General features: G+C 56.9%; 22 protein-coding genes and 1 tRNA gene. 10 read left to right on the forward strand and 13 right to left on the reverse strand.

Annotated elements, in window-relative coordinates; all coding sequences use genetic code 11:
- Positions 1-550 precede the first annotated feature (550 nt).
- The 4 genes from araD1 to chvE all read right to left on the reverse strand — a co-directional run bounded on the left by araD1 (position 551) and on the right by chvE (position 5,527).
- Positions 551-1,546, reverse strand: a complete 996-nt coding sequence (araD1, locus tag HRR99_RS11170) for an AraD1 family protein (RefSeq protein WP_233121729.1) — start codon at positions 1,544-1,546, stop codon at positions 551-553.
- Positions 1,547-1,641: 95 nt separating this feature from the next.
- The gene (gene mmsB / locus HRR99_RS11175) at positions 1,642-2,838 is read right to left on the reverse strand and encodes a multiple monosaccharide ABC transporter permease (protein ID WP_111837739.1); all 1,197 of its coding nucleotides are present in this window, start codon (positions 2,836-2,838) and stop codon (positions 1,642-1,644) included.
- On the reverse strand, positions 2,838-4,373 hold the full coding sequence (gene gguA, locus HRR99_RS11180) for a sugar ABC transporter ATP-binding protein GguA (RefSeq protein ID WP_111837738.1): 1,536 nt from the start codon (positions 4,371-4,373) through the stop codon (positions 2,838-2,840). The genes mmsB and gguA overlap by 1 nt, the downstream gene beginning before the upstream one ends.
- Positions 4,374-4,462: 89 nt before the next feature.
- Positions 4,463-5,527, reverse strand: a complete 1,065-nt coding sequence (gene chvE, locus HRR99_RS11185) for a sugar ABC transporter substrate-binding protein ChvE (protein WP_111837737.1) — start codon at positions 5,525-5,527, stop codon at positions 4,463-4,465.
- A 268-nt stretch (positions 5,528-5,795) separates the two neighbouring features.
- On the opposite strand from chvE, the gene HRR99_RS11190 reads away from it, so the two are divergent.
- Together HRR99_RS11190 and HRR99_RS11195 are read left to right on the forward strand one after the other, a co-directional pair.
- Positions 5,796-6,788 (forward strand): LysR family transcriptional regulator, encoded by a 993-nt coding sequence (locus tag HRR99_RS11190; protein WP_111837736.1) that lies wholly within the window; start codon positions 5,796-5,798, stop codon positions 6,786-6,788.
- A 59-nt stretch (positions 6,789-6,847) separates the two neighbouring features.
- Positions 6,848-7,303: a hypothetical protein gene (locus HRR99_RS11195; protein WP_233121730.1), complete on the forward strand. Its 456-nt coding sequence runs from the start codon at positions 6,848-6,850 to the stop codon at positions 7,301-7,303.
- Here HRR99_RS11195 and HRR99_RS11200 read toward each other — a convergent pair whose 3' ends face one another.
- A complete protein-coding gene (locus tag HRR99_RS11200) occupies positions 7,304-7,534 on the reverse strand; it encodes a hypothetical protein (protein WP_111837734.1) in 231 nt (76 codons plus the stop codon).
- 29 nt (positions 7,535-7,563) lie between these two features.
- Complete coding sequence (locus tag HRR99_RS11205) at positions 7,564-8,784, reverse strand: ROK family transcriptional regulator (protein WP_233121732.1); 1,221 nt, start codon at positions 8,782-8,784, stop codon at positions 7,564-7,566.
- A 230-nt stretch (positions 8,785-9,014) separates the two neighbouring features.
- Between HRR99_RS11205 and xylF the strand changes: the two genes are divergently transcribed.
- The 3 genes from xylF to HRR99_RS11220 all read left to right on the forward strand — a co-directional run bounded on the left by xylF (position 9,015) and on the right by HRR99_RS11220 (position 12,307).
- Positions 9,015-10,055 carry a D-xylose ABC transporter substrate-binding protein gene (xylF, locus tag HRR99_RS11210; RefSeq protein ID WP_233121734.1) on the forward strand — a complete coding sequence of 347 codons (1,041 nt, stop codon included), beginning with the start codon at positions 9,015-9,017 and terminating at the stop codon, positions 10,053-10,055.
- Positions 10,056-10,190: 135 nt separating this feature from the next.
- Positions 10,191-11,504 (forward strand): sugar ABC transporter permease, encoded by a 1,314-nt coding sequence (locus HRR99_RS11215; protein ID WP_233121735.1) that lies wholly within the window; start codon positions 10,191-10,193, stop codon positions 11,502-11,504.
- Positions 11,505-11,524: 20 nt separating this feature from the next.
- Entirely contained in the window at positions 11,525-12,307 is a 783-nt protein-coding gene (locus HRR99_RS11220; protein WP_233121737.1) for an ATP-binding cassette domain-containing protein, read from the forward strand.
- A gap of 72 nt (positions 12,308-12,379) precedes the next feature.
- Here HRR99_RS11220 and HRR99_RS11225 read toward each other — a convergent pair whose 3' ends face one another.
- A complete protein-coding gene (locus HRR99_RS11225) occupies positions 12,380-12,889 on the reverse strand; it encodes a MarR family winged helix-turn-helix transcriptional regulator (protein WP_233121739.1) in 510 nt (169 codons plus the stop codon).
- Positions 12,890-13,347: 458 nt separating this feature from the next.
- Here HRR99_RS11225 and HRR99_RS11230 point away from each other — a divergent pair.
- Positions 13,348-13,424: transfer RNA gene (locus tag HRR99_RS11230), tRNA-Arg, on the forward strand.
- Positions 13,425-13,942: 518 nt separating this feature from the next.
- Here HRR99_RS11230 and HRR99_RS11235 read toward each other — a convergent pair.
- A complete protein-coding gene (locus tag HRR99_RS11235; RefSeq protein WP_233121740.1) occupies positions 13,943-14,650 on the reverse strand; it encodes an anti-sigma factor in 708 nt (235 codons plus the stop codon).
- Positions 14,647-15,207, reverse strand: coding sequence for a sigma-70 family RNA polymerase sigma factor (locus HRR99_RS11240; protein WP_233121742.1), 561 nt, complete (start codon positions 15,205-15,207; stop codon positions 14,647-14,649). Before HRR99_RS11240 ends, HRR99_RS11235 begins: the two co-directional genes overlap by 4 nt.
- A 185-nt stretch (positions 15,208-15,392) precedes the next feature.
- Between HRR99_RS11240 and HRR99_RS11245 the strand changes: the two genes are divergently transcribed.
- A complete protein-coding gene (locus HRR99_RS11245) occupies positions 15,393-16,181 on the forward strand; it encodes a DUF4394 domain-containing protein (RefSeq protein ID WP_233121744.1) in 789 nt (262 codons plus the stop codon).
- Between the two features lie 48 nt (positions 16,182-16,229).
- Here HRR99_RS11245 and HRR99_RS11250 read toward each other — a convergent pair whose 3' ends face one another.
- From HRR99_RS11250 to HRR99_RS11260, 3 genes are all read right to left on the reverse strand, one after another.
- Positions 16,230-17,234, reverse strand: coding sequence for an alpha/beta fold hydrolase (locus HRR99_RS11250; protein WP_233121745.1), 1,005 nt, complete (start codon positions 17,232-17,234; stop codon positions 16,230-16,232).
- 108 nt (positions 17,235-17,342) lie between these two features.
- The gene (locus HRR99_RS11255; RefSeq protein WP_111837724.1) at positions 17,343-17,759 is read right to left on the reverse strand and encodes a DUF2177 family protein; all 417 of its coding nucleotides are present in this window, start codon (positions 17,757-17,759) and stop codon (positions 17,343-17,345) included.
- Between the two features lie 22 nt (positions 17,760-17,781).
- Positions 17,782-18,156 (reverse strand): DUF2147 domain-containing protein, encoded by a 375-nt coding sequence (locus HRR99_RS11260; RefSeq protein WP_233121747.1) that lies wholly within the window; start codon positions 18,154-18,156, stop codon positions 17,782-17,784.
- A 181-nt stretch (positions 18,157-18,337) separates the two neighbouring features.
- Between HRR99_RS11260 and HRR99_RS11265 the strand changes: the two genes are divergently transcribed.
- From HRR99_RS11265 to HRR99_RS11275, 3 genes are read left to right on the forward strand one after another with little or no spacing between them, the layout of a single operon-like run.
- Positions 18,338-19,126 (forward strand): DUF1295 domain-containing protein, encoded by a 789-nt coding sequence (locus HRR99_RS11265; protein WP_233123484.1) that lies wholly within the window; start codon positions 18,338-18,340, stop codon positions 19,124-19,126.
- 4 nt (positions 19,127-19,130) lie between these two features.
- Positions 19,131-20,162, forward strand: a complete 1,032-nt coding sequence (locus tag HRR99_RS11270; protein WP_233121748.1) for an SAM-dependent methyltransferase — start codon at positions 19,131-19,133, stop codon at positions 20,160-20,162.
- Positions 20,163-20,166: 4 nt separating this feature from the next.
- Entirely contained in the window at positions 20,167-20,715 is a 549-nt protein-coding gene (locus HRR99_RS11275; RefSeq protein WP_233121750.1) for a hypothetical protein, read from the forward strand.
- On the opposite strand, the gene HRR99_RS11280 is transcribed toward HRR99_RS11275, so the two are convergent.
- Positions 20,688-20,897 (reverse strand): hypothetical protein, encoded by a 210-nt coding sequence (locus HRR99_RS11280; RefSeq protein WP_111837719.1) that lies wholly within the window; start codon positions 20,895-20,897, stop codon positions 20,688-20,690. The genes HRR99_RS11275 and HRR99_RS11280 overlap by 28 nt on opposite strands.
- Between the last annotated feature and the right edge of the window lie 34 nt (positions 20,898-20,931).

A 20,931-nucleotide genomic window follows, 5' to 3' on the forward strand; every position in this document is an offset into this window, starting at 1 on the left:
ATGCGCTTTTAACGTTACACTTCCGCCAAGCAAGAACCCGCTGCTGGCCTGAACGGCCAAGTCCCCTACAACCATCATCGTTCCATTCCCGAAGACGACCTAGAGCGTTTATTGTTAATTGAGCAGGTTTTCGTCAGGGCAAGCTTGGCTAGCGAACGGCATTATCCCAGGTACTGTCACGCCGAAAGCTTCGAGCCTAGCGAAAAATGCCCGCAGAATGCTTCCATTTAACAAGGAAGCGCTCTAGGCCACCGCAAAGACACCTTGTCAACCGTGGGTGCAATATCCCCCTTCCCGAACGTGTAGCTCTAGACCGCAACGGTTTTCGACGGCACGCAGATCACTCAGAAAAATGGATTGGACATACTGCCCAGCTATCAAGCCTGCCCGTCGGATGTCCTCATTCGACGTGGCGGCCCTCGCTCTCGCTTTATTCTCGCGAACACGCTCAGTTCTCAGAAACAAAAAAGCCCCGAGCCGGGAGGCTCGAGGCTTTGCGGTGAGGTTTGGAGCGCTTCTCTACAAAGGGGAAACGCTCTGAATGAATGGCTCAGAGTTGGCCGATGGAGATGGTTTCTTCCATTTCCACCTTTAGCACATTGCGCAGCGGCAGGCCGAAACCTTCGGCTTCGATTTCGAAGACGTCGCCTGCTTCGGGCTTTACGCCATCTGCGAAGGATAGCGTTGCCGTGCCGAACATGTGGACGTGGACTTCGCCTGGTGCGCGGAATAGGCCGTATTTGAAGTGGTGGTATTCCAGATTGGCGAAGGTGTGGGACATATTATCCTCACCCGACAGAAACGGCTTTTCGAAAATGACCTTGCCGTCGCGTAGGATGCGGGACGTACCGCGGATATCCGACGGCGGAGCGCCGATACGGATTTCTGGGCCGAAGCTTGCCGGGCGCAGCTTGGAGTGGGCGAGATAGAGATAGTTCATCCGCTCCGTGACGTGATCCGAAAACTCGTTGGAAACGGCAAAGCCGATGCGGAAGGCCTGGCCTTCATCGGAGATAACGTAAATACCAGCCATTTCGGGCTCTTCACCACCATCAAGCGCAAACGACGGCGACATCAGAGCCGCACCTGGTGCGGTCGCGACATGGCCATTACCCTTATAGAACCACTCAGGCTGAACGCCCTTCTGGCCCGCAGCAGGCTTTCCATTTTCGTGGCCCATCTTGAACATCTTCATCGAGTCGGTCAGCGTTTCCTCTGCCGCTTCGCCAGCCTTCTTATGCATGCTGTCACGCGTGGCAGCCGAACCCAGATGGGTAAGGCCGGTACCTGTCAGGTGCAGATGGGCAGGATCTGGATGCGTGATCGGCGGCAGGAACTTGCCTTCAGCATAGGCTTCCTCGAGGTCGATAGCATCGCCATAACCGCGCGCTTCGATGACCTCAACCAGCGTCTTGCCGGCATTGGCAGCTTCGAGTGCCAGCGCGTAGACGGACTCTGCATTGTTTACAGCACGCGCCTGTCCACCCTCGTCACGAGCGGCGACGATAATGCTTCCGTTCGCATTCTTGATCTGAGAAATCAGCACGGTAATTCCTTTCAAAGACGTTTGACGCCTGCATCTCATGAAAGTGGCCGGAAACCGGCCACTTGTTATCATTTCAACCTATGGAACGAGAGCAATCAGCCCTTGTTCTTGTTGTAGACGTCGAAGAAGACGGCGGCGAGAAGCACGAGGCCCTTGACCATCTGCTGGAAGTCGATGCCGAGACCGACGATCGACATGCCGTTGTTCATAACGCCCATGATGAACGCACCGATAACAGCACCGGTGATCTTGCCAACGCCGCCGGATGCCGAAGCACCGCCGATAAAGCAGGCCGCGATAACGTCAAGCTCGAAGCCCACGCCAGCTTTCGGCGTTGCGGAGTTCAGACGCGTCGCGATGATCATACCGGCGAGACCAGCCAGCACACCCATGTTGACGAAGGTTAGGAAGCTCAGTCGCTCGGTGTTGATGCCGGAAAGCTTCGTCGCCTTCTCGTTACCGCCCATGGCGTAGATACGACGACCAATGGTCGTGCGGCGCGTGACGAAGCTATAAAGCGCGATCAGAACCAGCATGACGATGAGGACGTTTGGCAGGCCACGATAGGTCGAAAGCTGGTAGCCGAGGAACAGGATTGCGCCAGCGATCAGCAGGTTCTGGACGATGAAGAAGCCGAAAGGCTCGACATCGATACCGTGGCGAACATTCACCTGACGGCGGCGCAAAGCCAGCACGAACAGAGCAAGCGTGATCGCGAGCGTCAGCACCATGGATGTGACGTTGATGCCTTCGATACCACCGATATCCGGCAAGAAGCCGGTGCTGACGACCTGGAAATCGACAGGAAACGGACCGATGTTCTTACCGCCCAGCACGAAGAGCGTCAGGCCGCGGAAGACGAGCATGCCCGCCAGTGTCACGATGAAGGACGGAATGCGGTGATAGGCGATCCAGTAGCCCTGCGCCGCACCGATCAGACCACCGACGCCAAGGCAGATGAGCGCCGCCAGAAGCGGATTCATGCCCCATTGCACGGTCAGGATGGCCGCGACCGCGCCGACGAAGGCGACGATCGAGCCAACTGAAAGGTCGATATGCCCTGCGACGATGACCAGCAGCATGCCGAGCGACATGATGACGATGAACGAGTTCTGGAGGATCAGGTTCGTCAGGTTAACAGGGCGAAACAGAATACCGCCGGTGTAAAACTGGAAGAAAACCATGATGGCGACGAGCGCGATCAGCATGCCGTATTCGCGAATGTTGGCGCGAATATACGAGCCGACTGAAACGACGTTGCTTTCTTCGGTGGATGTGTTGGCCGAACTCATCAGTTCTTCTCCCCTGAGCGCATGATAGCGCGCATGATGCTTTCCTGGCTCGCCTCTCCCTTCGGCAATTCGGCGACAATCCGTCCTTCGTTCATAACGTAGATGCGGTCGCAATTGCCAAGCAGTTCGGGCATTTCCGATGAGATCATCAGAACGCCTTTTCCGTCGGCGGCGAGCTGGTTGATAATGGTGTAGATTTCATATTTCGCGCCGACATCGATACCGCGCGTCGGTTCGTCCAGAATGAGAACGTCAGGGTTCGAGAACAACCATTTCGACAGAACGACCTTCTGCTGGTTGCCGCCGGAAAGGTTGACCGTTTCCTGAAAGATGCCGGACGAGCGGATGCGAAGGCGTTTACGGAAGTCGTTCGCGACCGACATTTCCTTGTGGTCGTCAATGACGCTTGCAGACGACACACCAGCAAGATTGGCAAGCGTGGTGTTGTGCAAAATATTGTCGTTGAGCACGAGGCCCAGATGCTTGCGGTCTTCGGTTACGTAGGCAAGACCGGCATCGATCGCTTTGCGAACAGTGCTGACATCCACAGGCTTGCCATGGATCAGAACGTCGCCGGTGATCTTATGACCATAGGACTTGCCGAACACGCTCATCGCAAATTCGGTGCGGCCAGCGCCCATCAGGCCAGCAATACCCACGACCTCGCCCTTGCGGACATTGACGTTGATATCATGTAGAACCTGACGATCCCGGTGCTGCTGGTGATAGGCGTTCCAGTTCTTGACTTCGAGAATGGTTTCGCCGATCGGCACATCGCGTGGCGGATAGCGGTCTTCGAGATCGCGGCCCACCATGTTGCGGATGATCACGTCTTCGCTGATCTCTTCGTTATGACAGTCGAGGGTCTTGACCGTCATACCATCGCGCAGAACCGTGATCTGGTCTGCCACCTTACGCACTTCGTTCAGCTTGTGCGTGATAATGATGGAGGTCAGGCCCTGCTTGCGGAACTCGATCAACAGGTTGAGGAGCGCTTCCGAATCGCTTTCGTTCAGCGATGCCGTTGGCTCGTCGAGGATCAGGAGCTTCACGCTCTTGGAAAGAGCCTTGGCGATTTCCACCAGCTGCTGCTTACCCACACCGATGTCGGTGATCAGCGTCTCAGGTGATTCCTTGAGGCCAACCTTTTTCAACAGCTCGCGCGTGCGGTTGAACGTCTGCTGCCAGCTGATGACGCCATTGGTGGCGATCTCGTTGCCGAGAAAAATGTTTTCCGCAATCGACAGAAGCGGGACCAGGGCCAATTCCTGGTGAATGATGATGATGCCTATTTCTTCACTGTCGTTGATCGCGCGGAAATTTCGCAGCTGACCTTCGTAGTGAATTTCACCGTCATAGGTGCCAGCGGGGTAAACGCCTGAAAGGACCTTCATGAGGGTCGACTTTCCGGCACCGTTTTCGCCGACGAGTGCGTGTATCTCACCCTGGCGAACCTTGAGGTTCACGTTCTCCAGCGCTTTCACGCCCGGAAACGTCTTGGTGATATTCCGCATTTCGAGGATGGTATTGTCCATATCGCAATCCAGCGCCGTACAATCCGGCGTTCTTTTTTGAAGAAGCGGGGACAGGCAACAAAGCCTATCCCCGCCACGATCATAGAAGCTTACTTGAGCTGGTCTTCTTTGTAGTAACCGCCGTCAACGAGAACCTGCTTGTAGTTCTCCTTAGTAACAGCAACTGGCTTCAAGAGGTAGGAAGGAACAACCTTGACGCCATTTTCATAGGTCTTGGTGTCGTTCACTTCAGGCTCTTTGCCCTGCATGACGGCGTTGACCATGCCAACAGTAACCTTCGCGAGTTCGCGTGTGTCCTTGAAGATGGTGGAGTACTGCTCGCCAGCGATGATCGACTTGACGGAAGGCACTTCAGCATCCTGACCGGATACGACTGGCAGCGGCTGGTCCTTGGAGCCATAACCTACGCCCTTGAGCGAGGAGATGATGCCGATGGAGATACCGTCGTAAGGCGACAGAACAGCGTCAACCTTTGCGTCTGTGTAGAAGGCAGAGAGAAGGTTATCCATACGGGCTTGGGCCGTTGCTGGATCCCAACGCAGCGTACCGACCTTGTCCATGCCCATCTGGCCGGACTTCACGACGAGCTTGCCGCTGTCGATGTAAGGCTTGAGAACGGACATTGCGCCATCGTAGAAGAAGAAGGCGTTGTTGTCGTCTGGCGAACCGCCGAACAGTTCGATGTTGAATGGACCCTTGCCATCCTTCAGGCCGAGCTTGTCGGCAATCGATGTTGCCTGCAACACGCCAACCTGGAAGTTGTCGAAGGTTGCGTAGTAGGAAACGTCGCCGCTGTTACGGATCAGACGGTCATAAGCGATGACCTTGATGCCCTGCTGGCCAGCCTGCTTGAGAACGTCAGACAGTGTCGTGCCGTCGATCGAAGCGATAACCAGAACCTTTACGCCCTTGGTAACCATGTTTTCAATCTGGGACAGCTGATTCGGAATATCGTCGTCAGCGTACTGCAGATCGGTTGTGTAACCGGCTTCCTGAAGCTGCTTGACGATGTTGTTGCCGTCATCGATCCAGCGTGCGGAAGACTTCGTTGGCATAGCAATGCCGACTGCGCCCTTGTCCTGCGCCCAAACAGGGCCAGCAAATGATGCAGCGCCGATGGCACAGGCCGCAAACAACGAAATAATGGATTTCATATACTCTCTCCCTTGGAACCCTCTTTCAGGCGTTGTTCTGTACAAATCACCTGTAAATTCATGACCGAGCGTCAGGAGTTTAGCTTACTCGAATTGAATGCAAAGACACAATCCGAACTTTTGCCACTCCTCCCCGGCACAGGCGCAACCTGTTCTGAATCCATATAACTGTCAAATAGAATATATTGCTTTTCCTATATCATTTTTGTTATATTAAATCGGTATAATTGCCTATCCCGCTTTCCCGGGGTGCAATGGGGAAAGCGCCATGGAACGAAATGGAACGGATTCGTTCGAATTTTTATCGCTGACAGAAGACAACCCCCTGTTGCGCGCAGGTCTGAAAATGACCCATTTGCGCATGCTGGTGACGATTGAAGAACACGGCCAGGTAAGCGCTGCGGCAGCTGCGCTGAACATGACCCAACCCGCAGCATCCCGAATGTTGTCCGAAATGGAGGCCATCGTGAAGACGCCGTTGTGCCAGCGGGCGTCACGCGGCGTGGTCCTGACGCAATTCGGCGAGGCACTGGCGAAACGTGCGAAAAAGATTCTTCTCGAACTTCGCGAGGCAAGTCGCGAGCTGGCACAGATGAAATCAGGCGGCGGTGGCTCGGTCTTCATCGGGTCCGTCACCGCACCCGCCATCAGCCTTGTGGTGCCTGCGTTGCGAAAGGCGATGGACACCTATCCTGGTATCGAGGTCAATGTTCAGGTGGAGACGAGCAATGTGCTGGCGCGTGAACTGCTGGCCGCCCGCCACGACTTCGTCATTGGCCGCATTCCTGATGATATTGACCCTGCTTTGTTCAACGCGCATGAAATCGGCATCGAACGCGCCTGCCTTCTGGTGCGCAAGAATCATCCGTTGTTGGCAACAGCGCCTGCGAAGCTGGAAGACCTCTCGCAATATGACTGGGTGTTCCAGCCACCGGGTGCCCTGCTGCGGCGGACGATGGAAGATGTATTTCTGGCGCAGGGCGTGGCGCTGCCGCGCAACATCATCAACACCCCCTCCATCGTGCTGACACTTGCCATCGTGACGCAGACGAATGCGATTGCGCCGCTAGCCTATGAAATGGCGGAATTCGTTTCCGGCCAGCACTCGCCCATGGGCGATATTCGCATTCTGCCGACGGAATTCGAACTCAGCGTCAAGCCTTACAGCCTCATCATGACCAAGGATCGTGCCCTGCCGCCCAGCGCGCAGTTGTTGTACGATCTCGTTCTGGAAGAGAGTCGGAATCTGACGTGGAATTGAAGGCGCAAGCCAGAGACCACCTTGTTATGATCTCGTGACGCACCAATCGGGAAGATCGAATGCTGTTCGGACAGTCTGTTTTTCAGTCAGTGGTGGAACGCCTGGAACGCGAGGCGGAGGACGAGCCTTCCGTCGAGGATGCCAAGCCAAGCCTTGGCATGAACAGTTTCAGCGCCAGTCTCGTCTTCGACACGGCAACGCAAGACCCATCCTCTGCCAATCTGCCGCTATCGTCTTACCTCGGCTTTCTGGAAGAGCCATCGGCGCCGGTCGAACCCGTGCCGGAACCCCAGGTCATGCCGCCGCACCTTGCCCGCACATCGCTGGCCGACGTCTCCGAGGAACTCGGCATTGGTGACAAGGACACGATCGAGACGCTGAACGAGAAGCGCCGCAGCTTTGCCCGGATGAACCATCCCGATACGATCAGCCCGGAATTCCGTGAGAATGCGACACTGCGAATGACAGCCGCCAATCTGCTGATCGATCAAGCCATTCGCTTCATCGGCAAATAGTCAGGCCTCGTCCGGTTCCACCGGCTTGGGCTCCTCAATCTTCTCAGGCGCAGGCTTGAACGTGAACAGCAGCACATAGGCCGAATAGGCCGCAACACCGCCCACTACCGTTGCCCAGAATATCTCATGATTGATGAATTCGATGACGGCCCACACGGTTGAGAAACCAACGATCAGCAGCCGCACCCAGAGGGGCTTGTAGATGGGGTGGCTCGTGTCGATGTTCAGCATATCGTCTCCATGCGCCTTGTCGGCTGCGCTCAGCCTGTCTGTTGCGCGGCCATACCAGAGGTCAGGATATCTCCATCCAGACGAGACAATGCAAGCCCCATGTGACCATCGAAGACCAAAGTCTGCTCATCTGGCTCGATTGTGATGTCCGGCAGGCCAGAGATGCGCACGACATTGGTCTGCACCATGCCCTCCAGAATGCTGGCCTTGAGAAGATCGAAAAACCGGGTTCCCGGCCCCGTCACGAATAACGGCATGTGACCGTGCAGGCTGAATAGCCGCGACAGACCATTGCCAAGCGCCAGTCCCGCCTGCCGAAAGGCAAAGGCCGCCATACGGTTGCCGGAGCGCGCCGAGGCGGCGATTTTCTCGACCTCTGCAAGCGGCACGAATTTGGCCGGTATCGTATTGGTCGAAACCTCGAAGGCGGTCCGCAATATTCCGTAGAACCCGCTATAGGCCTCCACGCACCCCCTCGCCCCGCAACGGCAGAGCGCACCGTCCGGCACATGCAGCATATGCCCGAAATTGAGTGCAATGACATCGGCGCGCCCGTCCCCGACATCACGCGCCACACCTAGCCCAATGCTGTGTCCGAGCGAGAGTGCCGTCAGCGACTTCGCAGCACCATCGGCGCCACGCATGCGCATCCACAGCGCTTCGGCAGCCAGCAGCGTTTCATTGTAGAGATAGACCCGTGCCCTGAAATGCACGGCCAAAAGCGTACGAAAGTTGACCTGCCCCTCCCCCAGCACCGGCGACCACAACAGCGTGGCACTTTCGGTATCCACCAATCCCTTACTGCTGATGGAGATATGAAGAATGGCGCTCTGCGCGATTTTTGATCGGGCTGCCAGACGCAGAAGACCGGCGAGAACCGCCTGCGCAAAACTCTCGCTCGTGCCGGAGGCCCGCGCCTCGCCGAAGCGGTCCATCAGCTTGCCGGTAAAATCCACGAGGGAATACTGAACGGCATCCGAGGAGATCACCACGACGGCGACATAGCCGAAGCCTCTATTGGGTTGAAACAGAACACGTGGACGCCCCCTGCCCGATGCCGCCTGCTGTTCCGTTCGTTCGATGAGGCTGAAGCGTTCCAGTTCTGCGGTAATGGCGGAAACCGTGGCCGATGCCAGCCCTGTCAGGCCTGCCATATCCGTATGGGACAGATTGCCGTGCCGACGCAGTGCGCCCAGCACGCGAAGACTGTTTTGCTGTCGGACCAGCTCTGTGCTTGCTATGGCCGACATCGCTTTTCAGTTTCCTCGTTTGTTTTCCACGCCATAAACCCTGTGCGTTCCAGCCGCAACCAACCCCATGAAAACAGACGTTTTCGGGCCTGTTGACAGCATCTGGATTCTCTGACATCTAATTTCTCGACTGTCGAGAAAAAATGCTGACCGCATAGCTCGACAGGTTTTCTGGCACGCACGCAGGCATGGAGGTGCCACGTGTGTTGCCGTCACCCGGGAGGACATTCATGAATTCTTTTGCCAAGTTGTTGGCGGGTACAGCCGTACTCGTGTCGCTGCACACCGCAGCCATTGCTGCCGATCTCGTGGTCGGCGTGTCCTGGTCCAACTTTCAAGAAGAACGCTGGAAGACGGACGAAGCCGCGATCAAAGACGCATTGAAAGCATCCGGCGCCAAATACATTTCCGCTGACGCCCAGACATCCGCTGCAAAGCAGTTGACCGACATCGAAAGCCTGATTGCCCAGGGAGCAAACGCGCTGATCGTGCTCGCGCAGGACAGCAGCGCCATCGGCCCGGCCATCGAGAAGGCCAATGCCGAGGGAATTCCGGTTGTCGGCTATGACCGCCTGATCGAAAACCCAAGCACCTATTACATCACCTTCGACAACAAGGAAGTTGGTCGCCTGCAGGCCAGGGAAGTCTTCAAGATCAAGCCGACCGGCAATTATGTCTTCATCAAGGGTGGTTCGACCGACCCGAATGCGGACTTCGTGTTCTCCGGCCAGATGGAAGTGCTGAAGGACGCCATCACCTCCGGCAAGATCAAGAATGTCGGCGAGGCCTACACGGACGGCTGGAAGCCTGAAATCGCCCAGAAGAACATGGAACAGTTCCTGACCGCCAACAACAACAAGGTCGATGCTGTCGTGTCGTCCAATGACGGCATGGCGGGCGGCGTGGTCGCGGCGCTGGAAGCACAGGGGTTGGCGGGTTCCGTTCCCGTGTCCGGTCAGGACGGCGACAAGGCTGCGCTGAACCGCGTAGCGCTTGGCACACAGACGGTTTCCGTGTGGAAAGACAGCCGCAAGCTCGGCAAGAAGGCGGGCGAAGTCGCTGTCGCGCTCGCCAAGGGCACCAAGATGGAGACGCTGGAAGGCACCATCAAGTTCAAGGGCGGCACCCAGGGTGTGGAAATGAGCTCCTATTTCCTTGAGCCGCAGGCCATCACCAAAGACAACCTGAATGTCGTTCTGGATGCCAAATGGATCACCAAAAGTGAACTGTGCCAGGGCGTAAAGGGCGGCACCGTCGCTGCTTGCAAATAACGCGCATGGGGTCGTGATGGCAGCGATGGCTTAGGCGTCGCCATCGTCACGACCTGACGCCAGCCGCCGCGGGGCAATCCTCGCGGCGTTTCCGGCACGCGCGAGACACGACATATTTCAGGGAGTATAATAACCATGGCGGAACAAACCGTTGTCGCACCGTCATCCGAGACCAGGGTTGAACGGGGCAACCCGTTGCGGCGTTTTCTGAACGCGACGGAAATAGACACCCGCTTGCTGGGGATGGTGGTGGCGCTGTTTGCGATCTGGGTCGGCTTTGAGATCCTGTCCGGCGGCCTGTTCCTGACCTCGCGCAATTTGTGGAATCTTTCCGTTCAGGCTGCATCCGTATCGGTCATGGCCACGGGCATGGTGCTGGTCATCGTCACCCGCAACATCGACCTCTCGGTCGGCTCCATCCTCGGTTTCGTCGGCATGATCATGGCCGTGACGCAGACACGCTTTCTGCCGGGATGGCTGGGCTATGACCACCCCATGTCCTGGGTGTTCGCGCTCAGCGTCGGCATCGCACTCGGTGCCGCCATCGGTGCGTTTCAGGGCGTCATCATCGCCTTCATGAACGTGCCATCCTTCATCGTCACGCTTGGCGGCCTGCTGGTCTGGCGCGGTGCCGCGTGGATGGTCACCAGCGGTGCGACGGTTGCGCCCATGGACACGCGCTTCCGCCTGATGGGCGGCGGTGCCGATGGCTCCATCGGTGCCATGGCCAGTTGGATCGTCGGCATCATCGCCTGCGTTCTCATCGTCCTCACCATCATCAATTCACGGCGACAGCGCAAACGCTTCGGCTTCCCGCTCAAGCCCATCTGGGCCGAGTATTTCATGGGGCTGGTCGGCTGCGGTGTGGTGCTGGGTGCCGTGAAGGTGCTGAACAGCTATTACATGCCTGTCAATCTCGCCCGCAAATATGCCGAAGCAAACGGCATCGCCTGGCCGGATGCGGGGTTGGAGATATCGCTGGGCGTTGCCATTCCGGTGCTGATCGCGCTTGGCATCGCCATCGTCATGAATTTCATCACCAACCGAACCCGCTTTGGCCGCTATGTCTTCGCCATCGGCGGCAACCCGGAAGCCGCCGTTCTCGCTGGCATCAAGACCCGCTGGGTGACCATCCGGATATTTGCCCTGATGGGCGCGCTCTGCGCCATCGCAGCTGCCATCTCCACCGCACGTCTCAACGCCGCGACCAACGCGCAGGGCACGCTGGACGAACTCTACACCATCGCCGCAGCCGTTATCGGCGGCACGTCGCTGGCCGGTGGTGCGGGCACCATCGCCGGTGCCATTCTCGGGGCCGTGGTTATGCAGTCACTCAACTCCGGCATGGTGCTTTTGGGAATGGATACGCCACTGCAAAGCATCGTCATCGGCATGGTGCTCGTCATGGCCGTCTGGCTCGACACTGTTTATCGCGCCAGAGCGAAATAATAAAAAGAGGAGTTTCCGATATGACGGACCGATCCACTCCGCTTGTGGAAATGCGCAATATTTCCATCTCCTTCGGTGGCATTCACGCGGTTGAAGACGCTTCCGTGGATCTGCACGCCGGTGAAGTCGTCGCCCTGCTCGGCCACAACGGTGCAGGCAAATCCACGCTGATCAAGATACTCTCGGGTGCCTATCGCCGGGACAGCGGCGACATCCTGATCAACGGCGAGGATGTCGATATCCGCAACCCGCGTGATGCGAAGAAATACGGCATCGAGACCATCTACCAGACGCTGGCTGTGGCAGACAATGTCGATGCCGCTGCCAATCTCTATCTTGGCCGCGAACTGCGCACCCCCTGGGGCACGCTGGATGATGTCGCAATGGAAGCCTCGGCTCGCGAGGTGATGGGCCGCCTCAACCCCAACTTCAAGCGTTTCAAGGAACCGGTAAAAGCACTCTCCGGCGGCCAACGGCAATCCGTCGCCATTGCCCGCGCCATCCTGTTCGATGCCCGTATCCTCATCATGGATGAACCAACGGCAGCACTCGGCCCACAGGAAACGGCGCAGGTGGGTGATCTCGTCAAGGAACTGAAGAAACAGGGCATCGGCATTTTCCTGATCAGCCACGATATTCACGATGTCTTCGATCTCGCAGATCGTGTCTTCGTCATGAAAAACGGCAAGGTCGTGGGCCATGCCAAAACCGAAAATGTAACCAAGGACGAGGTCCTGGGCATGATCATTCTCGGCAAGGTGCCAGCAGGCGCCGCCGCTGGCCCCGGCGCCATGCGCATGTGAGAGCCTTCAAAGCAAAAAGGTGCGGTAAACCGCACCTTTTTTAACAGTGCCGCGAAGCCTGCGAAGACGATATCAGTCCTGAATGCGCCGCAGAAGACCGATCAACTGGTCGCGCGCCTTCTCGCCACCCAAACGGTCGATCAACTTGTCTTCGTGCTCTCTCCAGATATGGGAGATGTCATCCATGACGGAACGACCCTCCTCCGTCATTTCCATGAAATGAACCCGCCGGTCGGTTTCCGAGCGGCGTCGCTGCAACAGGCCCTTGTCTTCGAGGCCATCGATGATGGCGACGAAATTGGCGCGTTGAATGCCAAGCGCCTCTGCGACATCGCTCTGCTTGAGGCCCGTATTGTTGGCGACCAGAATCAAAACCGAAAAATCGGCTGGCCGCAGTCCAAAGGCCAGCAAGCTCTCGTTAAATTCTGTCACAACCGAAAGCTGTGCGCGTCGGAGCCGGTAAACGACTGCCTCCGAAAGGATCGAATAATCAATTTCCCCCTTAGACACCAGGGGCTTCTCATCGGCTTCATTATAGGAAACCTTGCCTCTGCCATGCTCAAATGCGAGACCTACCGTCATTTTAGCCCCTTTGATTCGTCCCGTGAACTATAGTTAATTACCCAATTACATGTATTAGAACAAGGTTTAATAATAGATAAAGCAAAGGTATAAACTTTCGCATCCGTTATAAGTCGCACCCATGACAAGTTAGCGCAAACATCAAGCACCCCAACACGCAGACCCGCTAGCCATGCGAATGCGAGCACCCCACCACACACCGTGGAAACCCTTCAAAAGGGCAAGTTATTCAATATGAAAAGCCCGCGCGGACCCTTCACCGTCAGCCCACTGACCAAAATTTGATCGACATGCTTTCCCAGCGTGCAATTTCTAAGCGAAAAAATTTCAAGATTTCGAACGTTTCCAGACGAATCTTCCCCCCTAGCTCCTAGCCACACCATTTTACGCATTGATGCGCAAACAAAGCTGAGCTAAGAACCAATCACCACCAGTTGCGATTCATCGCACGCACGGATGCACCCGTAGCTCAGCTGGATAGAGTGTTGGATTCCGATTCCAAAGGTCGCAGGTTCGAATCCTGCCGGGTGCGCCATTAAACAATTTTTCAATATTCTCTTTTCGAGCGATTTTTGTTCTGTCTCCATTTCACGAGATAGCCGAAGCCAGGTCCGATCAGCATTCCACCGATTACCCAATGGATCAGAGTTAGTGGCTTCTCGTCAGGATCATGCCCAGTCACGAAGAGGAAGAGAAAGAAAGCGGCCACGCCAGCGGCCAAGAGGAAAACAGGAAACATCAGGCTTTGTCGAAAGCTATGCATGAGGTTTTCTCCAGAAGGATTTGTCTGCAATCTAGCCAAGTCGGACATGTTTGCAAGAAACGACCCGCCTAAACCAGCTTGGCTAGCGGTAGCTTGGCCTTATCCAACTCGGTCAATGGAAACTCCTCGCTTTAACCTTCAATCTATTAACGAGCTGATTCCTGATGAAGACATCCCTCGGTTCTCCTCTCCGCATCCTGATGGTGCTTTAAACACGGCATCCATGTCAGGCAGACCGGAAAGGTTCGCATTTTCATGCGCAGTAGTACGCCATTTCCAGATACCTCCCGTCACCGAGGCGCTTTCGCGTAGCCCTTCACCAATATCGGCCCGGTGGGACGTCCTGTCGGCGATCCGCCTGATTGTTCCAGAGTGATTTCGTAGAGTTGCTCATCCGTGGGCTTGGGAAGCCGTGGGGTCGCGAGGCTGGCGGAGCGGTGCTCGTTGAGGAGGCCGAGGGATACCGGCCCTGTGTCGCGGTTCGGCAGCGTCCAGACCTGCATGGTCTTGCCTTCGGGCACCGTAAAATCTGCGAGCAGACGGACGCTGGCGTGTTCGTTGCTGAAATCCTCAACGATGGCCTGCGGCTCGCCCGCATCGTTGAGCAGAATGGCAATGACGACCGGGTCCACCTGGCGCATGAGTGACCAGCCGAGACCCACCGTGAGCAGCAGGGACGCCGCGAGCGATGTGATGGCGGTGCGTTTCCATGGGGAGGCTGTGTTGTCGTTGGTAGCGGGCGGGCGGGCCGCGGCGCTCACAGGTGCGGGCGCGGCGCTTAATCCGTCATCGATGCGTTGCCATAGGGATGCACTTGGCGTAACGGCCTCAGCGGAGGTATCGAGCGGCAGAAAACGCTCGCGGCTGGCCGCGATGGCGCGGCGCAGATCGCCGTCATCTTCCACCTGCGCTTCGACACGGCTCATGTCGTCGTCATCCAGCAGGCCAAGCACATATTCATCAGCAATGCGGTCGAGGTCTTCGCGGGGAAATGTCATGCCATGCACTCCCGCAGAGAAGAGAGGCCGCGCCTGATCCACGACTTGGTGGTACCCAGCGGTATTTTCAGCCGCCCGGCTATTTCGCCGTGGGTATAGCCGCCGACATAGGCCATGAGAATGCCGCGACGTCTGGTTTCATCCAGCGTTGAGAGACAGTCCCGCAGCCTGCTGTCCTGATCCAGCCGGTGCCAGGATGTCATGATATGCTCGACATGGTGGGCTTCCTGCAAGGTGTCGAGGTGGTCATCGGTAACCAGATCCTCGCGTTTTCCATCGCGCAGCATGTTCAGCGCACGGTTACGAACGATGGCATAAATCCAGCCGCGGGCCGATCCGCGCTCTGGCGCATATTGATGCGCGTTCTTCCAGATGCGGATGAAAGCCTCTTGCACCACCTCTTCAGCCAGATCGCGCCGCCGCACGATACGCTCGGCTACAGTGATCAGGCGCCCGGCCTCCGTGTCGAAAATCAGTCGCAGACCATTTCGATCACCCTTGGCGCAAGCCTTGAGCGCTGCGCTAAAATCGTCTGCCACTGTCTGCCTGACGTCCAAAGGGCCTCTCCCGGGCGTAGTTTTCATATGAGAAACATACACATGAAAACCATGCATGGATGCAAATCAAAAAAAAATTTACCCACCTGCATCCAAACCGCCTTCCCCATGTGTCTACCCTTTGAGAGCGATGAACAGCGGTCTGCTGGCCACCTCTTTAAACGGATAGAAAACGGGAGAAAGATATGACCATCCTTCGCACTGCAACGATTGCTTCCGCCCTGCTCGCAACGACGGCAACCTTCGCCTCTGCTGCGCCCGTGCTGGGCCTGACGGGCGACAAGACACTCGTCATGTTCGATACCGAAAAGCCTGCCGTGACCAAGACCATGGACGTCACAGGGGTCGACAAGCTGGTCGGCATCGATTTTCGTCCGGGCAACAAAGCCGTCATCGGCGTAACGCCTGACAACACCATCGTGTCGATCAACCTCGAAACGGGTGCCGCCACCGAAGTGGCGAAGATGGACAAGTCGCTGACAATGACGCAGGCCCCTGTCATCGTTGATTTTAACCCGATGGCGGACCGCCTTCGCTACATGACCGGCACCACCAACCACCGCGTTCACCCCGATACGGGTGCTGTGACGGTCGACGGTGTGCTGGCCTTCGAAGATGCGGATATGCACAAGGGCGAGACACCCAACATCGTGGCTGCCGCCTATACCAATTCCTACGGCAAGCCTGAAAAGACGGCGATGTACAACATCGACGCCACGATTGGCGCGCTGGTGCAGCAGACGAAGCCGAATGACGGTACGCTGAAGTCCATCGGCAAACTGGGAATCGATGGCAAGCCAGCAACCTATGCCTTCGATATTCAGACGACGGCAGAAGGCAAAAACACGGCATGGCTTGCCGCTGATAAGGCGCTTTACACGGTTGATCTGGAAACGGGCAAGGCCACCAAGGCTGGCGATATCACCGGCGTTGAGACACCCGTGCGGGCCATCGCCGTTTTGCCTCCGATGTAAACCGACAACGCAATGGGCTGGCCGGTTCCGAACCGGTCAGCCCATTCTTTATTTGCCGTCGTTGGCAATCTTGGCTTCCAGCGTTTTCGCGATGGATTTCAGGTTGCGCTTCTTACCGGAGATTTTCTCGATGGCCGCGATAGCCAGATCGCTCGCGACGTAATCCGATTTATGACCGAGATTGTGCACGACGATGAGTTCAGCACCCTTTACGTCCCGCGCCAGGTGGCGTGAATGAATCTCTGTGGAAACGACATTGTCGGCATCGCCAGCAATGATCACCGTTGGCGCTTTTATATCACGAAAACTGGCAGACGCCGTCTTCGCCCATGCATTCAGGCCACCCACTTCCTGCGCATTGTGGCGGAAGGCGACAGGGCGTAACGCCTGATAGGCCCGCGTTTTGGAGATGTAATCCGCTGGTCTCGGGTTTGGCGTGAACACGGATTTCACCGCCCCATCGATAACGAGAGCACCGGCGGCAGGCGCAATCAGCGTGCTGAACAACACCCCGGCAACGGGCGTGCGGGCTGCATCATAATACCATGATACGCCGCCCGGCCATGGGTAGAGCGCAGGCGACAGGAACACCAGGCCTTCCACCATGTCTTTGTGGCGTACAGCGAATGCAGCCGTTATGGCGCCACCGAAGGAGTGGCCGACGATGATGGCTTTTCTGATACCCCTCTTCTTCATCAGAACGGCAATAGCGTCTGCCTGTGCATCCGGCTGAACATTGGCCTTGGGGCCGACATCCGAGCGTCCGTGTCCGGGCCTGTCGACAAACAGCAGCGTGGCCTTGCCTTCCAGCTTGTCGCGAAAAGCGTACATCGGATCATAAAGGCTGGTGCTCGCGCCGTGAATGAAGACGATGGGCGGCAGGCTGGCACCTTTTTTGGCGGGCAGCAGCACACTGTTCATCTTGAAACCGCCAACGTCGATTTTTATCTCTCCGGTAACGACTGAGCTTGCCGATTTTTCAGAGGCCAAAGCACTTCCCCCAAGCATGATTGCTGCGAGAATACCAAACACGGGAATGAAGTGAGACGCCATGATGAACCTGAAATAATGTAAGAACCGCTTGATGCAGCGGTGATGCTAGATACTCAAGAGATCGAGACCCGGTCGTCTGGAGACGCCTGACGCGGACGACCGGGTCCTTTAACGGGCGATACGCCCATTCAGTTTTTCCGTGATCCAGTGACCCGCGACTGCGGAAACTGCCGAAAGCGTCGAGCCCCAGATCAGGTCGGCAACGGTCAAGGTCGTAGACCAGTTTGCAAGCGTTGCCTGATTGGTCAGATCGTAGGTTCCGTAGGCCATAAAACCAAGCAGACCACCATAAAGAAACGACGTGCCGAACTTTGCGGTCACCAAACCGGGGCGCACGGCGAAGAACGTCAGGCCAGCCGCATACATGAGGTAGAACAGGATGGCGGGAGCAAGCCGAAATTCAGTGGCAAGCATGTCGCCTAGCGCTGGCCTGTAAAGCACATTGGCCATGACGCTCAACCATACGAAGTCAATCGCGACGAAGACGATCAGTGTCGAGATATAGGCAACGGCGCGCTTCTTCATTGGGTACCCTTAAAGTTTGCGATCAGGACTTGATACGTGACCAGTTGACGCCCTTGCAGACGATCCCGGCCAGAACGCAACCCTTCGTGGTCATGGTGTCACCCTTGACGGAAACGGTCAGCTTGTAGGTCAGGTCGCGCTGGGGGTCGAAGGCCGTTCCGGCATATTCGCCATCCGATGTTGGCTTGATGCTCATCACCAGCTTGTCGCCGGTCTTTTCCTTGGGCGTGCCGGGCTTGATCCACGTGTTCGTGGCACAGATATCAGCGCCGCACGGGCTGATCTGGACTTTGGCGTTTCCGTCACCCCGGGCCCACTGGCCGCTGATATCGGCGGCAGAAGCGGCGCCAGCCGACAGGGCAAAAATGCAGACTGCGTATTTGAATGCCGTTTTCATCAGTATCTCCTCCACCGAAACATTAGCCCAGCCCTGTTGTTGAAGATTAGAACGGTGGAAAGGTTTCATTGGATCACAAAGAAACTCTGCGTTGGCTTTTTTCTCTACCTGATGAAACCGATCTGTTCTGAGAACCGTAGTCTCCTGAAAGCAGAACAACGTACGGGTGAATGTGACAGCGATGAATTATGGCCTGTTGATCTTCCTTGCCATCTTCCTCAGCCTTGCGATGGCTGCGGCATGGGCAATACAGCGAAAAACCGGCGCAAGCGGCTGGATCGATACGATCTGGTCCTTTGCGATTGGGCTTGGCGGTCTCTTTGCGATCGGCTTTTCCGATGGTACGTTTGAACGGAGGGTTGCGGCTTTCCTCATTATCGCCGTCTGGTCCATCAGGCTTGGCAGCCACATCGGCTCACGCACCAAAGGCGGAGGAGAAGACCCGCGCTACGCAAAACTGGTAGAAGAATGGGGCACAAATGCCAGCCGCCGCCTGTTCCAGTTTCTGCAAATTCAGGCACTGGCCGGTTTCATTCTGGTTATGGCAATTTATGTCGCGGCCTCCAACAGTGCGCCCTTCCCGACCATTCTTGATATCGCAGGTGTCGTCATTGCACTGATCGCGCTGGCGGGCGAGGCCATCTCCGACTGGCAGCTTGCGCATTTTCGCAAGAAACCGGAAGCCCGCACAGAGGTCTGCGAGGAAGGCCTCTGGCGCTATTCGCGCCACCCCAATTACTTCTTCGAATGGCTGTTCTGGTGCGCATGGCCACTGCTGGCGTTGACGGGGCCATCACCCGCTGGCTGGGCAGCACTGCTTGCCCCGGCGTTGATGTACTGGCTGCTGGTCCACGCATCAGGCATTCCGCCGCTGGAGGAACACATGCTGCGCTCTCGTGGTGAGAAATTTCGCTCGTTGCAGCGCCGCGTCAACGCATTTTTCCCGGGTCCAAGAAAAGAGGAGGTCTAACAAAATGAACATGCTGGCTTTTGCAATCAACGCCGCAGAAAAAGCACCGCTCTCGGACAGCCTCACGCTGACCGGCATCGATTTCCTATGCAACAGAACCAAGCGCAAGCTGGAAAAAGTGCCGCATGACGAAGAGCTTGCCTTCGTCCGCGACATGGGGAGCTTCCCTGTCGCGACTCACACCGATGAGGCCAACCGTCAGCACTACGAAGTACCAGCAGAATTTTTTGCTTTGGTGCTGGGCGCGCAGCGAAAGTATTCCTGCTGCTATTATCCGAGTGCCACGACCACACTCGATGGTGCCGAAACCGCCGCCTTGGCGGAAACCGTCAAGCACGCCGATATCCATGATGGAATGGACATTCTGGAACTGGGTTGCGGCTGGGGTTCGCTGTCGCTCTATCTTGCCCGCCAGTTTCCGAACTCTCGCGTGACCTCTGTCTCAAACTCCGCATCGCAGCGGGCCTATATCATGGAGAGGGCTGAGCTTCAGGGCGCGCAGAACCTGACCGTCATTACCGCCGACATGAACGATTTTGGGCCGTCAGGCACCTACGACCGCATCGTTTCGGTTGAGATGTTCGAGCATATGTCCAACTGGCGCGCGCTGTTTGTGCGCACGCGCAGCTGGCTGAAGGAAGATGGCAAGCTGTTCATCCATGTGTTCAATCACAAGGATCGCTCCTATCGTTTCGATCAGAGCAACCCGGCAGACTGGATCGCGCACCATTTCTTCACCGGTGGCATCATGCCAGCGCTCGACCTGCCGCATCGGTTCGAGGACATCTACAATGTCGAGGCGGAATGGCGCTGGTCGGGTGACCATTACCGCCGCACGGCGATGGACTGGCTTGCAAATTTTGACAGGGAATCCGTGAAGATCACCCCTATTCTGCAACGTGTCTATGGCAAGGATGCCAACCTGTGGCGGCGACGCTGGCGGCTTTTTTTCCTCGCCACCGCCGGTCTTTTTGGGCACGACAAGGGTACTGTCTGGGGCGTTGGTCACTACCTTCTGACGCCAGCGAAATCGTAAAGCCATGGCGGAGGATGGAAAGCGCGATCCCTTGACGGCGGCGACATTGACCGTTGCCTGGGTGATTATTCTGAACAAGCCTTTCTATCCGCTGACCATCTGGTGGCTGGTGGGAACAGGTGTTCAGGCGTCGCTGATCAGCGTCGTGTCCATGCTGTTTTTCCTGTCCATTCCGCTTATCGCGCGCCGCTCGGCGCTGGCCGCGCGCGTGGCATTGCCGCTGATCGGCACCATAGACACGATCTTCGAAACCAAGCTGTTCGGCACCGACTCCGGTACCGAACTCTTCTTTGCAGCTTGCATCATGCTCGTGGCGTTATCGTTCCGGCAAAGCGAACGTCTCTGGCAGATAGGGATGACCGGCATCGTCTTCGCAGGCTTTCTCTGGACGCGCTACATGGTCGGCGATGCCCTGCACATCTGGAGCGAGTCCGATCTTGCCAAGCTTTTCAACCTCAACGCTTTTGCCGTCGCGTGTCTCACGGCTTTCATCGCACTTCGCTATGCTGGGCTGAACCGGGAGGATCACTCCTCCGGGACGAGACCGTCATAAACTTCCAGCAATGCTGCCGAAATCACCGCACCCAGATTGTTCGCCGCTTCGCGAATGGCAGCTTCGTCTCCATCACGCGAGGCGATGGCAAGGTCCGACCCCTCGGCTGAAATGATCGCCTTGGCGCGCTCGATCGCCCACAATCCAAAATCGCCGCGATTGTCGATCGATACAGTGTCCATAGCGTCTTTTCTCCACCCGTCATGCCGGTTGCGG

It is taken from the genome of Agrobacterium vaccinii, from assembly GCF_021310995.1.
GTDB lineage: Bacteria > Pseudomonadota > Alphaproteobacteria > Rhizobiales > Rhizobiaceae > Agrobacterium > Agrobacterium vaccinii.